Below are 15,234 nucleotides of genomic sequence, written 5' to 3' on the forward strand. Positions count from 1 at the left end.
CGGACGGATCCGTATGTCAATCACCGAACACCTGCCCCGCACCGCGCTGCTCGACAAGCTGTGGGCGCGGATGAACGAACGGGGCGATTTCCCGCTGCTGTCGGAATCGCTGCGCGCGACGATGGCCGCGATGAAGAACGACGATCTCGACTTCACCGCGCTCGTGCGCGTCGTGCTGTCGGATTTCGCACTCACGCAGAAAGTGCTGCGGCTCGCGAACTCCGCGATGTACATGGCGTTCGGCGGCAACATCACCACCGTGACCCGCGCGCTGATGGTGCTCGGCATGGATGCCGTCGGCCATCTCGTGGTCGGGCTCAAGCTCGTCGACCATTTCCATCAGAGCACGCCGCGGCGCATCGACGCGAAGCTGGAGCTGAACCGCGCGCTGCTGTCCGGCTGCGTCGCGCGCAAGCTCACCGAGCGCGCCGAACTGCGCGCGGGCGAGGAAGCCGTCGTCTGCACGCTGATGCGCCAGGTCGGCAAGCTGCTGGTGGTCTGCTATCTCGACAGCGAGTGGGACCGCATCCGCCGCCGCGCGGCCGAACTGAACGGCGACGAATCGGCCGCCTGCACCGACGTGCTCGGCGTCGGCTTCGACGAGATCGGTCTCGAGGCAGCCGCGCGCTGGCGGCTGCCCGACGTGATCCGCGCGGGGATGGCCGACGGCGACCACGCGGCGCACGCCGACGCATTCGACGACGAAGACGGCGACGCCCGCCACGCGGGCCCGGCCGCCGACGACGGCCCGGCAGAGCGCATCCGCTGGCTGCGCGCGGTGAGCCGCTGTTCGACCGACGTCGCCGGCGCGCTCGTCATGCCTGCCAGCGCGCAGCGCGACGCGCGCATCGCGGCGCTCGCGCAGCACTACGGCGCCGAGCTCGACATGGAATCCGAGGCGATCGTCGAAATCGCCGAGCGGCTCGCGCGCGAGGAAGCGAGCGACACGGTGATGCGCGAGATCGTCGAGCTGCGCGCGAACGCCGATGCGATCGCGCGCGCGCAGGCCGAACCCGAGGCATGCCTCGAAGCCGGTCTTGCCGACCTGCGTGCGCTGCCGTCCGAGCACGTGCTGACGCCGGTGCTCGCGCTCGCGTCGGAAAGCCTGCTGGCCGGCCTCGCGTTCACGCGCACCGTGATGTTCGTGCGTCACGACGACGGCACGTTCGCCGCGCGCCTGGGCTTCGGCCCCGGCGTCGATACGGCGCTCGACCGGCTGCGCTTCGACGAGCGCTTCGAGCCGGACGTGTTCCATCTCGCGATCACGAACTCGGTCGGCATCTTCATCGAGCAGGCGCGGGAGCCGAAGATGGTGAAGCGCCTGCCCGCGTGGTATCTCGACGCGTTCGACGACACGCGCGCATTCGTGCTGCTGCCCGTACGCGTCGGCGCGACGAGCGTCGCGCTGCTGTACGGCGACTGGGCCGGCGCGCAGCCCGCGCGCAAGATCTCGCAGCAGGAGATGGCCGTGCTCAACGAGCTCGCACGCGAGCTGGGGCGGTTCTTCGCCGCGCAGCCTGGCTGACGGCCGGCACGCCGCTGCCGTTTTCGCTGCCGAAAAGCAAACCGGCCGCATCGGCGGCCGGTTTTTTACATCGCGCGCGTACGAAACGCTTACTTGAGCGTGACGGGCACGCTGAAGTACTTCTTCGCGAGGTTGTCGATCGTACCGTCGGCCTTCAGTTCCTTCAGCGCCTGATCGAGCGCGGTCTTCAGCGCCGCGTCGTTCTTGCGCAGGCCGAAGCCGACGCCCGAGCCGAGGATCTCGGCGTCGCTGACCGTGCCGCCCGCGAACCCGAAGCCCTGGCCTTGCGGCTTCGTCAGGAAGCCCTTCGAGCCGGCTTCCGAATCCTGGAAGGTCGCGTCGAGACGGCCCGACTTCAGGTCGGCATAGGCCAGATCCTGCGTCTGGTACGGCACGACTTCAACGCCGGCCGGCGCCCACTTCTTCTTCGCGTACGCTTCCTGGATCGTGCCCTGCAGCACGCCGACGCGCTTGCCCTTCAGCGCTTGCGGGGTCGGCAGCAGGCCGCTGCCCTGCTTCGCGATCAGCTGGTTCGGAATCGTGTAGATCGGATCGGTGAACGCGATCGCGTGCTTGCGCTGGTCGGTGATCGTCATGTCCGAGTTGATCGCGTCGAACTTGCGCGCCTGCAGCGCCGGGATCAGGCCGTCGAAGTCGTTCTCGACCCACACGCACTTCGTCTTCAGCTTCGCGCACACCGCGTTGCCGATGTCGATGTCGAAGCCGGTCAGCTTGCCGTCGGGCGTCTTGTATTCGAACGGGGCGTACGAGGCCTCGACGCCGAACCGGATCTCCTTCAGATCCGCGGCAAGCGCGCTGCCTGCCGCCACCGCCGATGCCGCCACCACCGCATGCGCGGCCACTTTACGCCAATCCAACTTCATCAGGTGTTCTCCTCGATACTCGAATGTTCCGAAACGACGGGCGCATCCATCATTGCAGGGTCGGATGACACCGGCAATGCCGACGCCGCGCCGTGATGCGGCGCAACAGCCGCAAGGCCGCGATTGTACCAATCCGCACGGCCCGGCATGGCGGAGCGGGCGTCGGCGCGCGATGCTGCGCCGCGTGCCCGGCGGCCGCCACGCGACCCGCCGAACTTGCAAGACGGTGTCGCAAATCAGCAAGCGCGACGCACGCGCCTTCTGCGCGGCGGGCAGGCGTCATCGCAAAAATTGAAGGGGCCGCAGGACGATGCGCACGCCGAGCGCCGCCGCGGCCCGCACGGTCGCGCATCGATCAGACGAGTGCGGCCAGCGTCTCGCGCGTCGTGTCGATCACGAGCAGGCCCGCGCGCAGCCCGGGCTTCACGGTCGGGTTCGGAAACACGATCCGTTCCTCGTCGTGCGTCACCGTGTAGCGGTAGTCGCCGTCCCGTGCGAGCACGGTGCCGCGTGCGAATGCGGTGAAGTTCGCGACGTCGGCCGCGACGAACAGCTCGAGCGCGTCGCTCTGCTTCGTGATCTGGTCGATCACGGTGAACACGCGCGGCAGCGGCGGACGGCCGCCCTCGGCCGCGTCTTCACGCCGCTTGCCCGACACGAGCTTGCGCACCGCACGATCGGCCGGCGCGAAACGCGCGAGGTCGTTCTGGCCGAACGGTCGCACCTTGCCGAGCTCCAGCGTGCACGCGAGCGCACCGCACTGCGCGGCCGTGAAATGCGAATACGTGTTGCCCTTCGCGGTGTGCAGCAGCACGGCCGCGATGCGCGCATCGCCGAGCCATTCGACCATCGCGCGCGTGGGCGGCGTGCCCGTGTGCGGCAGCAGCGCGAACTGCTCGAATACCGACGCACGGATCGCCGTATGCATGTCGATGTGCCAGCGCGCGCTGCTCGCCGGCGCCGCCGCGAAAAAGGCGGATGCCGCCGCTTCGAGCCGCGCGGCGCGCGGCGCTTCGCGGCTCGCGGGCACCTGCGCGTGACGGCCGCCGAACAGGCGGTTCAGGTCGTCGTCGAGATAGCGTTCGCCCGCGCGCATCGCCGGCACGTTGCCGAGCACGACGAGCAGCCGGCACGCGAGCGGCAGCGCGCCCGACGCGAGATCGCGCACGAGCATCGACAGCAGTTCGATCGGCGCGGTCTCGTCGCCGTGCACGCCGGCCGACACGAGCACGCTCGCGCGCGCCGCGGCGTCAGCGGCGGCAGGCTCGAACGCGATCAGCCCGTCGCCGAGCCATTGCCAGCGCACCGCGGCGCCCGCGCAGGCGCCGTGCGTTTCAGCCGGCGCACCGCCCGCCAGCGTGAACGCGAGAAAATCGTCGAACAGCGCGGCGGCCGGCATCCGTGCCTCAGCGCTGGAAGTCATACAGCGAACCGACGCGCAGGATCTGCGTGAGCTCGTCGAGCGCCGTGCGCGATTCGTCGAGCAGCGCCGGATCGGCGAGGTCTTCCGGTGCGAGGCGATCGCGATAGTGCTTGTCGATCCACGCGTCGAGCGACGCGAACAGCGTGTCGTTGATCCACACGTTCGACGTGACGGCCGCGCGCTCCGCTTCGTTCAGCACGACGCGCAGGCGCAGGCAAGCGGGGCCGCCGCCGTTCTTCATGCTTTCGCGCAGGTCGAACACGAGCACGTCGCGGATCGGGCCGTTGCCGGCCGCGAGATGGTCGAGGTAGGCGGCGACCTTCGCGTTCTCACGGCATTCCTGCGGCACGACGAGCACCTGCGAGCCGTCCGCGCGCGACAGCAACTGGCTGTTGAACAGGTAGGACGTGACGGCATCGTTCACGCTCACGGCCGCGTCCGGCACCTCGATCACGTTCAGGCGCGCGCCGCGCGCGTCGAGCGCGGCGGTCAGCGTGTCGTAGATCGCCTGCTTGTTGACGAACGCGCGTTCGTGCGTGAACAGCGTGTCGCGGTTGCCGACCGAGATCACGTCGTTGTGGAACACGCCCGCGTCGATCACGTCCGGATCCTGCTGCGCGTAGACCGTCGCTTCCTCCGCGAGCCCGTGGCGATGCGCGACCGCGCGGCTCGCCTCGAACGTCTGGCGGGCCGGGAAACGCTTCGGCTCCGGCCCGCGACGGTATTCCGCGCGTCCGTACACGAAGAATTCGACGCCCGGCTTGCCGTATTCGGCGCAGAAGCGCGTATGGTTCGCCGCGCCTTCGTCGCCGAGCGCCGGCGTGCCCGTCAGCGCTTCGTGCACCGCGAAGTGCGCGGGGTCGGCGAACAGCGTCGACAGCGTGCGGCGCGTCGCTTCGTGCTCGATCGCGCGATGCAGCTTGCTGCACAGGTTCGCCGGCGTGAAGTGCACGCGGCCGTCGCTCGTGTCGGCCGACGGGCTGACGGTGGCCGCGTTCGCGGTCCACATCGCCGACGCCGAGCTCGCCGCGGCGAGCAGTTCGGGCGCCTGCTTCGCGGCCTTCGCGATCACGTCCGCGTCCTTGCCCGAGAAGCCGAGCTCGCGCAACAGGCGCAGCGACGGCCGCTCCTGCGGCGGCAGCACGCCTTGCGCGAAGCCGAGATCCGCGAGCTGCTTCATCTTGCGCAGCCCCTGCTTCGCGGCCGCCTTCGGGTTCGCGGCCGACTTCTCGTTGTTCAGCGACGCCACGTTGCCGAACGACAGCCCGGCGTAGTTGTGGGTCGGGCCGACGAGTCCGTCGAAATTGGCTTCTTGTGCGTTCATCGTCGCTCCCTCGATCAGAAATGCAGGCCCGGAGACAGGCTCGCGGGCAAGGTCAGTTGCGTGCTTTCCACCGACGCCATCGGGTACGCGCAATAGTCGGCCGCGTAGTACGCGCTCGGGCGATGGTTGCCCGAGCGGCCCGTGCCGCCGAACGGTGCGGCCGACGATGCGCCGTTGGTCGGGCGGTTCCAGTTGACGATGCCGGCGCGGATCGTGCGGCGGAAGTGCTCCCATGCCTTCGCGTCGTCGGCGAGCAGCCCGGCGGACAGGCCGAACGCCGTGTCGTTCGCGCGCTCGATCGCTTCGTCGAACGTCGCGTAGCGGACGATCTGCGCGAGCGGGCCGAAGTGCTCTTCGTCGGGCAGGTTCGCGACGCCCGTCACGTCGACGATCGCCGCATTCACGAAGCCGAGGCGCGGATCGCGCTGCGCCATCGCGATGATCGGCTTCGCGCCCTGCTCGACCAGGCGCGCCTGCGCGTCGACCAGCTTCGCGGCCGCGCGTGCCGAGATCACCGCGCCCATGAACGGCTGCGGATCGGCATCGAACACGTCGGCGGTGATCTTCGACGTGACGTCGGCGAAGCGTGCGAGGAAGCGGTCGCCGAACGCGCCCTGCGGCACGAAGATGCGGCGCGCGCACGTGCAGCGCTGGCCGGCCGACAGGAACGCCGACTGGATCGTGTGATGCACGGCCGCGTCGATGTCCTCGACCTCGCCGATCACGAGCGGGTTGTTGCCGCCCATCTCGAGCGCGAGCACGATTTCCGGCCGGCCGCCGAACTGCCTGTGCAGCAGCGTGCCGGTATCCGAGCTGCCGGTGAAGAACAGCCCGTCGATCTGCCGATGGTTCGCGAGCGCGATGCCGGTGTCCTTCTCGCCCTGCACGAGGTTCAGCACGCCGGCCGGCAGCCCGGCTTCGCGCCACACCTCGACCGTCGCGCGCGCGACGCCCGGTGCGAGTTCGGACGGCTTGAACACGACCGTGTTGCCGGCGATCAGCGCCGGCACGATATGACCGTTCGGCAAGTGGCCGGGGAAGTTGTACGGGCCGAACACGGCCACGACGCCGTGCGCGCGATGACGCAGCACCGCGACGCCGTCGGCCATGTCCTGGCGCTTCTCGCCGGTGCGTTCCTGGTAGGCCTGGATCGAGATGGCGACCTTCGCGGCCATCGACGCGACTTCGGTGCGCGCTTCCCACAGCGGCTTGCCGGTTTCGCGGCCGATCGCGGTCGCGATCGCTTCCTTGCGCTCGGTGAGCAGCGCGGCGAAACGCTTGACGATGTCGCAGCGCGCGTCGAAGTCGAGCGCCGACCAGCCGGCGAACGCGCGGCGCGCGCTCGCGACCGCACGGTCGACGTCGGCCGCCGACGCGCTTTCGCCCTGCCATGCGATCGCGTCGGTGCCCGGGTTGCGCGAAGCGAAGACGGGGCCCGAGCCTGCGACCCAGGCGCCGTCGATGAAGAGTTCCGTCATGATTCGTTTATCCCTGTTTGACTTTGAGCGGCAGCACGCGAACCGGATCGCCGGCCTTCACGTCGAGCGCGGCGGCATCGTCGGCCGACAGCACGAACGCGCCGTTCGCGACCACGCCCGGCGCGACGCCGACGCGGAAATCGTCGAGCGACGTGTTCGACACGAGCGACTTCGGTACGTTGTCGGTTGCGTCCGGCGCGCCGATCGCGACCGGCACGACGACGCTCTCGCGCACCGTGCGCAGGTCGTTGACGTGGCATTCGAGCACGGGGCCCGCGTCGAAGATGTCGACGTGATTCTGGTAACGCAGCCCTTCGGCCTCGAGCATCTTGCGGGCCGGCAGCGTGTCGCGGTGCGTGAGGCCGACCGCGTCCTGCGCGTCCTGCGGCAGCAGGTCGACGTACACCGGGTAGCGCGGCATCAGTTCCGCGAGGAACGACTTGCGGCCGTGCGAGCTGAGGTAATCGGCCGCGTTGAAATCGATCTGGTAGAAGTGCGAACCGACCGCACGCCAGAACGGCGACGTGCCGTCCTCGTCGAAGTGGCCGCGCAGTTCCGCGCAGATGCGCTCCGGAAAGCGGTCGCGGAACTGCGCGATGAACATGAAGCGCGAGCGCGACAGCAGGCCGCCGACGCCGCCCGTGCGGTAGCGCGGGCTCAGGAACAGCGAGCACACTTCCGCGTAGCCCGTCAGGTCGTGCGAGATGTTCAGCGCGGACATCCGCGTCCACACGCCGAGCTCCTGGCTCGCGTGCACGACCGTGCTCACGCGGTAGTTGTAGAACGGCTGCTCGAGGCCGACCTGCGTCTCGATCCCGCACACGCCCGCGATGTCGCCCGTCTTCGAATCTTCCATCACGAAGAAGTAGCCGGCTTCGCCCGGCGCCGCCTTGCCCTCCAGCGTGCGGCGCGAGCGTTCGATGCGCGCGGCGAGCGCGTCGCGGTCGGGCTTGAACGTGGTCAGGCCCGGCCCGGTTTCCTGCGCGAGCGACACGAGCGCGTCGACGTCGCCCGTTTGTACGACACGAACGACGATCATGTTGCGTCTCCCTTCGATTCTTCATCGTCGCGGCGATGCAGCGGCACGCAGCGCACGACATCGCCTTCCTTCACGTCGAGCGCCGCGCGCACGTCGCCGGCCAGCGGCGCCTCGGCGCCCCGCGCGTCGGCGGTCTCGCCCGGCAGGTCGGCCAGCACGCAGCGGAACGATTCGCCGCTGCCCGTCGACACCAGGTACGCGACGTCGCCCTGCTGATGCGCGGCCTCGCGCACGACGCGCTCCGCGCCGTGCTTCACGCACGCGGTGCGATCGACCTGCGCGGTCAATACCGGGCCCGCGTCGAAGATGTCGACGAAGCGGTCGGGCTCGAAGCCTTCCTCCAGATGGATGTCGTATGCGAGCAGCGCCGTTTCGTTCGGCTCGCCGAGCACGCGCTGTGCGGCTTCCGGCAGCAGCGGCACGTAGAGCGGATAGGCCGGCATCACTTCGGCGATGAACGTGCGGCTGCGGCCGCCCGATGCGATGTCGACGTCGGTGAAATCGCGGCCGAAGAACTTGCGGCCCACCGCTTCCCAGAACGGCGATGCGCCGTTGCCGTCGCTCACGCCGAGCAGCAGCGTGAATACTTCGGGCGTGAAGCGGCGGCGGTTCGCGGCGATGTACATCATCCGGGCGCGCGAGATCAGGTGCGCGGCCGCGTCGCCGCGCAGCGACGGATCGACGTAGAAGCCCGCGAGCCGGCTCTTGCCGGTCAGCTCGTGCGACATCGTGAGCGCATGGATCTTGCGGTTCACGTGCAGCTCGCGCGACGCGTGGATCAGCGCGTCGTTGCGGAACGCGTAGAACGGTTCCGAGTAGCCGGCCGCGGCCACGATGCTCGCCGTGCCGAGCAGCTTGCCGGTCGACGAATCCTCGAGTACGAAGAGGTAGAACTCCTCGCCGGCGAAGTCGACGTCCGCGCGAAACGAATCTTCCGAGAGCGCCACACGCGCTTCGAGCGCCGCGCGGTCGTGCGGCAGCGAGTGCAGGACCGGCTGCGCGGTGCGCGCCATGTGCGCGAGCGCATCGAGATCCGTGAGTTTGCCGGGGCGAACAAATAGCATCGTCGTTCCTGTCTGCGATGGGGGCGCCGATCAGCGCGCGGTGGCTTCCTGGGCCGCGACCACCTGCTCGACTGCCTTCTCGAAGCGCTTCACGCCTTCGTCGAGCAGGTCGAACGGGATCACGAGCGACGGCACGAAGCGCAGCACGTTCGGGCCGGCGATGAGCATGATCAGGCCTTGCTCGGCGGCGGCGGTGACGAAGTCCTTCGCGCGGCCGTCGAATGCGGCGGTGAGTTCGGCGCCGACCAGGAGGCCCTTGCCGCGGATGTCCTTGAAGATGCCGAAGCGCGCGTTGATGCGTTCGAGCGCGCCCTTCAGGCGCACGCTGCGTTCGCGCACGCCTTCGAGCAGGGCCGGGTCGCCGATCAGTTCGACGACCTTGTCGGCGATCGCCGATGCGAGCGGGTTGCCGCCGTACGTCGTGCCGTGCACGCCGACCTTGAAGTGCGCGGCCAGTTCGTTCGTCGTCAGCATCGCACCGATCGGGAAGCCGTTGCCGAGCGCTTTCGCGGTCGTCAGGATGTCGGGCGTGACGCCCGTGTCCATGTAGGCGTAGAACTGGCCCGTGCGGCCGACGCCCGTTTGCACTTCGTCGAAGATCAGCAGGGCGTCGTTCGCGTCGCACGCTTCGCGCAGTGCCTTGAGGAACGCCGGATCGGCGGGAATCACGCCGCCTTCGCCCTGCACCGGCTCGACGATCACCGCGCAGGTTTTCGGGCCGATCGCGGCCTTCGCGGCTTCGATGTCGTTGAACGGCAGGTGCTTGATGCCTTCCGGCACGGGGCCGAAGCCTTCCGAGTATTTCGGCTGGCCGCCGACGCTGACCGTGAAGAACGTGCGGCCGTGGAACGACTGCACGAACGACACGATTTCGACCTTGTCGGCGCCGTGGCGGTCGAAGGCGACGCGGCGCGCGAGCTTCAGTGCGGCTTCGTTCGCTTCCGCGCCCGAGTTCGCGAAGAATGCGCGGTCGGCGAAGGTCAGCGATTCGAGGCGCTTCGCGAGGCGCAGGACCGGTTCGTTCGTGTAGCCGTTGCCGATGTGCCAGAGCTTGCGGCCTTGTTCGTCCAGCACCTTCAGCAGTTCCGGGTGGCCGTGGCCGAGTGACGTGACCGCGATGCCGCAGGCGAAGTCGATGTATTCACGGCCAGCCGTGTCCCATACGCGCGAGCCCTCTGCACGGTCCGGCACGAACGGAGCGGGAGAGAATACCGGCACCATCACTTCGTCGAATGTCTGGCGGGTCACGGTCGAGGTCGTCATGGTCGTTCCTTTCGGTTTCGTAAGAGGGTTCAACAGGATCAAGTTTAGGTAAGGGTGACGCAAGCGTCTTGCGCAATTGCGACGGGTTCTATCGGAAGGTTTGGGTTTTGCCCTTCCGGGCAGGTCGGTTGGTAGCTGTGGGTCGGTATTTTGCGGCTTTTTTCTCGCTGTCTGGGGGCGCTTCCGGGGTCGTGAAATTCCTGTGATCGTGTCGGTCTATTAGCGTCGCCCCTCCGCGGGGCAGCGGTCACTTTTCTTTGTCTTGCCAAAGAAAAGTAACCAAAAGAAAGGCGCCCGAAAACGCATGACCTCCCGGTGCCATGGCACTCAGAGTGGATCGCACAAAAGTGTCCGCGCCAGTCAGGACCCCGGAGTGGTTCGAGCAATGGTTCTGACACCACTCGCTACCCCTCGGAGTGGTATACCGTCCGCTAGCTCCATCCTCGCTGCGCTCGGCTGCAAGGTACTTCAGGGCGGGCGGTTGCGTTCGTGCTTCCTCCATCGGGCGTCGACGGCCAGGCACTTTTTCTGCTCTTCGCATTTGCGTATCCGAATCGTTTGACCATCGGTGTCTTCGCGAGACGATGTATTTGCGCCCCCATTTTTCTCGCGAGCAGAACGGCGAATTCCCGTTTATCGAAAGCACGTTGGGGCGCGTTGTCGGAATTGGTTGGGATGGACCTGTCGGCCGAGCGAAGCGAGGACGGAGCCAGCGGGCGGCATACCGCTCCGTGGGGTAGCCAGTGGTGTCAGAACCATTGCTCGAACCACTCCGGGTTCGTGACTGGCGCGGACACTTTTGTGCGATCCACTCTGAGTGCCATGGCACCGGGAGGTCATGCGTTTTCGGGCGCCTTTCTTTTGGTTACTTTTCTTTGGCAAGACAAAGAAAAGTGACCGCTGCCCCGCGCAGGGGCGACGCTAATAGACCGACACGATCACAGGTACTTCACGAGAGAGCAAACCGCACGACCGCTCACCACCCCGAACATCACCCCTTCTCGCGCTCGACGAGCGCCCCTCCACGAGGTTCACTGCCGCCGCCAGTCTGCTTCTCGAGCCACGCTCGCCGATCTTCCCGAGGCGTGACCCCGAACCTTTCGCGGTAAGCGTTAGAGAAGTGCGCGGCAGAAGAGAACCCACAAGCGAGAGAAACCTGAACGACCGACTTGCTGGTCCGCTGCAACTGCGTCCGAGCCTTGAGCAGCCGAAGATTGAGGTAATACTTCGAGGGCATCGCCCCGAGATACTGCCGAAAGAGCCGCTCCAGTTGCCGGCGTGAAACGCCGACGAGCCCGGCGATCTCATCGGTCGTCAACGGATCTTCGATATTGGCTTCCATCAAAAGCAAAGCATCATTCAACCGAGGATGTCGCTCACCGGGCGCGGTAACAAAAGGAATCCGCTGCCGTTCCTCACCGCTGCGCAGCGTGCCGGCCCCAAGCGCATCGGCAATCCGCTCCGCGAGGTCCGCCCCATGTTCGCGGCCAATCATGGCCAGCATGAAATCGACGGTCGCCTGCCCACCGGCACAGGTCGCCCGATCGCGATCGATCTCGAAGATCTGCTGCGTGACGATCGACCGCTCGAACTGCTCGGCGAACTGCTGATACGTCTCCCAGTTCACGCTCACGCGATACCCGGAAAGCTGCCCCGCCATCGCCAGCCACCACACGCCGTGATGAATGCCGGTCACAACGGGCGTGCGCTGCCCGACCCGCGCGAGACTCGCGAGAAACAACCGATAATCGGCAAACTGCTGAAACCGCTCCGACACGACGATCAACCAGTCGCACGCGATCGCATCGTTGAACGCCGCATCGGCATGCCACTGCGCGCCGCCCGCGAGCGGCACCGGCCGCCCATCCCACGAACACACCTGCCAGCGGTACAAAAGCCGCCCGTCGATCTCGTTCGCGAGATTCAGCGCATCGACGATCGGCCCCACGCCCGACATCGACACGGGCGGCAATGCAACGATCGCCACCTGCGTCGTGCGGGTGGCGCCTGCGGGACGAGACACCGGTACCACGTTGAAACCCGCCCTGTCGCGTTACTTGAGGCTGCCCGACAGGAACTGCTTGAGCCGCTCGCTCTGCGGACGCACCAGCACCTCCTTCGGATCGCCCTCTTCCTCGGTACGCCCCTGATGCAGGAACATCACGTGGTTCGACACGTTGCGCGCGAATCCCATCTCGTGCGTGACGACGATCATCGTGCGGCCTTCCTCGGCCAGCTTCTGCATCACCTTCAGCACTTCGCCCACCAGCTCCGGATCGAGCGCGGAAGTCGGCTCGTCGAACAGCATCACGTCAGGATGCATCGCCAGCGCCCGCGCGATCGCCACGCGCTGCTGCTGGCCGCCCGACAAATGCGACGGATACTGCTTCTCGACGCGCGGCGGCAAACCGACCTTCTCCAGATACTCGCGCGCACGCTCCTCGGCTTCCTTCTTCGAAATGCCGAGCACGTGCACGGGCGCCTCCATCACGTTCTCGAGCACGTTCATGTGCGCCCACAGATTGAAGTGCTGGAACACCATCGCAAGCTTCGTGCGGATGCGCTGCAACTGCTTGTGATCGGCGACTTCGAGCGCGCCGGCGCGGTCGGTCTTCGTGCGCACGGCCTCGCCGTCGACGACGATCTGCCCCGCATTCGGCCGCTCGAGGAAATTGATGCAGCGCAGAAACGTGCTCTTGCCCGACCCGCTCGCGCCGATGATGCTGATGACGTCGCCGGCCTTCGCGTTCAGCGACACGCCCTTGAGCACCTCGTTGTCGCCGTAGCGCTTGTGGATATCGACCGCGGCAAGCTTGACGGAAGCGGACGCGCTCGTTTGAGTGATCTCGGCCAACTGGCTCTCCTCGAAGTAATTCAGTGACGGGCGGCCGCGAGATACGCGAGCCAGTGGCGCTCCGCGCGGCGAAACGCCGCGACGAGTGCGAACGATACCGCAAGATAGATCAGCGCGGCGATCCCGAATGACTGGAACGCCATGTAGGTCGCGGAATTGGCGTCGCGCGCGACCTTCAGGATGTCCGGCACGGTCGCCGTGAACGCGACGGTCGTCGCGTGCAGCATCAGGATCACCTCGTTGCTGTACAGCGGCAGCGCACGGCGCAGCGCCGACGGCAGAATCACGCGGCGGTACATCGTGAACGGCGACATCCCGTACGCGCGCGCCGCCTCGACCTCTCCATGCGGAATCGCACGGATCGCTCCGGCGAAGATCTCGGTGGTGTACGCGCAGGTGTTCAGCGCGAACGCGAGGATCGCGCAGTTGAAACCGCTGCGGAAAAACGCGTCGAGCAGCGAGTGCGAGCGCACGAACTCGAGGCTGTACATGCCCGTGTACATCAGCAGCAACTGCACGTAGAGCGGCGTGCCGCGAAACACGTACGTGTAGAACCGCACGGGCGTCGACACCCACTTGTTCCTCGACACGCGCGCGACCGCGAGCGGCACCGCGCACACGAAGCCGAGCGAAATCGATGCGACGAGCAGCCACAGCGTGACCGCGAGGCCGGACAGGCGCTGGCCGTCCCAGAAAAGGAACGCCTTGCCGAATTCCTGGAGGATCTCGATCATAGTTCTGCGTGCCGCACGCCCATGGAATAACGCTTCTCGAGCTGGATCAGCACGAGGTTGGAAACGGTCGTGATCGCAAGGTAGATCAGCGCCGCGACGAGGATGAAGAAGAACATGTTGAACGTGCTCTTGCCGGCGTCCTGCGCGGCCTTCACGACGTCCGCGAGACCGATGATCGACACCAGCGCGGTCGCCTTCACGAGCACCTGCCAGTTGTTGCCGATGCCCGGCAGCGCAAAGCGCATCATCTGCGGAAACATGATCCGCACGAACACGCGCGCGCCGCTCATCCCGTAAGCCGAACCGGCTTCGAGCTGGCCGCGCGGCACCGACAGGAATGCGCCGCGAAACGTCTCGGTGAAGTACGCGCCGTAGATGAAGCCGAGCGTCAGCACGCCGGCCACGAACGGATCGATGTCGATCTGGTTCCAGCCGACGAGGTCGGTGAACTGGTTCAGCCAGATCTGGATGCTGTAGAACAGCAGCAGCATCAGCACAAGATCGGGCACCGAGCGGATCAGCGTCGTATAACCGGTCGCGATCGCTCGCAGCACCCGGTTGTGCGACAGCTTCGCCACCGCGCCGATCAGCCCCAGCGCCACCGCGGTGGCGAGCGACAGCACCGACAGCTCGATGGTCTGCACGGTGCCGGCCCAGAGGACGGGACCAAAGCCGTAAAGGAACACGCGCGTCTCCAGAGTTGAATGAATGCCGACGCGCATGCCTGTCCCGCGCCGGAGTGACGCGGATAGTCGCAAGCGAAATTATTTGCCACAAATCACCATGCGCGCGATTGCTGCGTCGCAACAATTCGTCCCACCATTTCTGCACACGACCTACGCCGCTGTTTCAAAAGGAAAAAAACCGCTCCCTGACAGTCGGATGACATGCCGGGAAGCGGTTTTTTTGCAATTTTCCGGTCGCTTTTTCGATATAGCGCCGGACTGGCCATCGGGCCGAATGGGCAGGTCGGGACGTACACCACACAATCGCTTGCTCATGCCCGCGACGCGCTGCGCGACTGGCTGAAGAAGCGCCGCGCGTGAGCGTCACCGCCCTTTCAGGATGTCGGAGCGCGAAGTCGTGTAGACGAGCCCGTCCGGGCCGAAATGGACGTTGAAGAACGCGTCGGTGTTGACGCCGTCCTCGAGCCAGCGCCAACTCCAGACCGTCTCCGGCTTCAGCGGATACTGCGCGATGTCGCCCGGCTTGCCGAGCAGGCGTCGCACCTCGTCCTCGTCCATCCCCGGGCGCACTTTCGCGAAATTCTCGGCGGTCAGGACCTGCGTCGCGCCCGTGTAGCGCCCGTTCGCATCGAGATCGACGAACCAGGTCTGGTTGCCCATCGGGCCGCGCGGATATTCGAGACGCTTCGAGCCGTCGGTGAACGTGCGCTCGGTCTCGGGCTTGCCCATCGTGCCGCGCACGTCGGCCTCGGTCGATTCGCCGACCTTCAGCCCCTTCAGCAGCAGCGGCGCGGGCTTGATCGCGTTGAAGAAATCCCTGATACGTTGCACGTCGAGATGGCCCTGGTCGTCGCAACCGGTCAGCGCCAGCGCGGCGGCCAGCATCGTCACGGAAAGCAGCCGGAAACGGAAAATCATCGGAAGAATGGCGCGTGGAGAAAACACGCGGCAAGGATACCC

General features: G+C 66.8%; 13 protein-coding genes. 1 reads left to right on the forward strand and 12 read right to left on the reverse strand.

Annotated elements, in window-relative coordinates:
• Window positions 1-13 precede the first annotated feature (13 nt).
• Window positions 14-1,525: an HDOD domain-containing protein gene (locus QZM15_RS05330; protein WP_059573955.1), complete on the forward strand. Its 1,512-nt coding sequence runs from the start codon at window positions 14-16 to the stop codon at window positions 1,523-1,525.
• A gap of 89 nt (window positions 1,526-1,614) precedes the next feature.
• Here QZM15_RS05330 and QZM15_RS05335 read toward each other — a convergent pair whose 3' ends face one another.
• The 12 genes from QZM15_RS05335 to QZM15_RS05390 all read right to left on the reverse strand — a co-directional run bounded on the left by QZM15_RS05335 (window position 1,615) and on the right by QZM15_RS05390 (window position 15,192).
• Complete coding sequence (locus tag QZM15_RS05335; RefSeq protein ID WP_059644035.1) at window positions 1,615-2,409, reverse strand: ABC transporter substrate-binding protein; 795 nt, start codon at window positions 2,407-2,409, stop codon at window positions 1,615-1,617.
• Between the two features lie 355 nt (window positions 2,410-2,764).
• A complete protein-coding gene (astE, locus tag QZM15_RS05340; RefSeq protein ID WP_302106177.1) occupies window positions 2,765-3,808 on the reverse strand; it encodes a succinylglutamate desuccinylase in 1,044 nt (347 codons plus the stop codon).
• A gap of 7 nt (window positions 3,809-3,815) precedes the next feature.
• Window positions 3,816-5,156 carry an N-succinylarginine dihydrolase gene (astB, locus tag QZM15_RS05345; RefSeq protein WP_060965782.1) on the reverse strand — a complete coding sequence of 447 codons (1,341 nt, stop codon included), beginning with the start codon at window positions 5,154-5,156 and terminating at the stop codon, window positions 3,816-3,818.
• Window positions 5,157-5,170: 14 nt separating this feature from the next.
• Window positions 5,171-6,634 carry a succinylglutamate-semialdehyde dehydrogenase gene (gene astD, locus QZM15_RS05350; RefSeq protein WP_059573959.1) on the reverse strand — a complete coding sequence of 488 codons (1,464 nt, stop codon included), beginning with the start codon at window positions 6,632-6,634 and terminating at the stop codon, window positions 5,171-5,173.
• A 7-nt stretch (window positions 6,635-6,641) separates the two neighbouring features.
• A complete protein-coding gene (gene astA, locus QZM15_RS05355; protein WP_059573960.1) occupies window positions 6,642-7,673 on the reverse strand; it encodes an arginine N-succinyltransferase in 1,032 nt (343 codons plus the stop codon).
• Entirely contained in the window at window positions 7,670-8,737 is a 1,068-nt protein-coding gene (gene aruF / locus QZM15_RS05360) for an arginine/ornithine succinyltransferase subunit alpha (RefSeq protein ID WP_099316221.1), read from the reverse strand. Before aruF ends, astA begins: the two co-directional genes overlap by 4 nt.
• A 30-nt stretch (window positions 8,738-8,767) precedes the next feature.
• A complete protein-coding gene (locus tag QZM15_RS05365; RefSeq protein ID WP_059573962.1) occupies window positions 8,768-10,000 on the reverse strand; it encodes an aspartate aminotransferase family protein in 1,233 nt (410 codons plus the stop codon).
• A gap of 991 nt (window positions 10,001-10,991) precedes the next feature.
• A complete protein-coding gene (locus QZM15_RS05370; RefSeq protein WP_059573963.1) occupies window positions 10,992-12,032 on the reverse strand; it encodes a GlxA family transcriptional regulator in 1,041 nt (346 codons plus the stop codon).
• A 21-nt stretch (window positions 12,033-12,053) separates the two neighbouring features.
• The gene (locus QZM15_RS05375) at window positions 12,054-12,854 is read right to left on the reverse strand and encodes an ABC transporter ATP-binding protein (RefSeq protein WP_006488736.1); all 801 of its coding nucleotides are present in this window, start codon (window positions 12,852-12,854) and stop codon (window positions 12,054-12,056) included.
• A 20-nt stretch (window positions 12,855-12,874) separates the two neighbouring features.
• The gene (locus tag QZM15_RS05380; protein ID WP_059573964.1) at window positions 12,875-13,588 is read right to left on the reverse strand and encodes an ABC transporter permease; all 714 of its coding nucleotides are present in this window, start codon (window positions 13,586-13,588) and stop codon (window positions 12,875-12,877) included.
• Window positions 13,585-14,274: an ABC transporter permease gene (locus tag QZM15_RS05385; RefSeq protein WP_011544981.1), complete on the reverse strand. Its 690-nt coding sequence runs from the start codon at window positions 14,272-14,274 to the stop codon at window positions 13,585-13,587. Before QZM15_RS05385 ends, QZM15_RS05380 begins: the two co-directional genes overlap by 4 nt.
• 363 nt (window positions 14,275-14,637) lie before the next feature.
• Window positions 14,638-15,192 (reverse strand): hypothetical protein, encoded by a 555-nt coding sequence (locus tag QZM15_RS05390; protein ID WP_006488732.1) that lies wholly within the window; start codon window positions 15,190-15,192, stop codon window positions 14,638-14,640.
• Window positions 15,193-15,234 lie beyond the last annotated feature (42 nt).

Source organism: Burkholderia sp. AU44665 (assembly GCF_030504405.1).
Lineage (GTDB): Bacteria > Pseudomonadota > Gammaproteobacteria > Burkholderiales > Burkholderiaceae > Burkholderia > Burkholderia semiarida.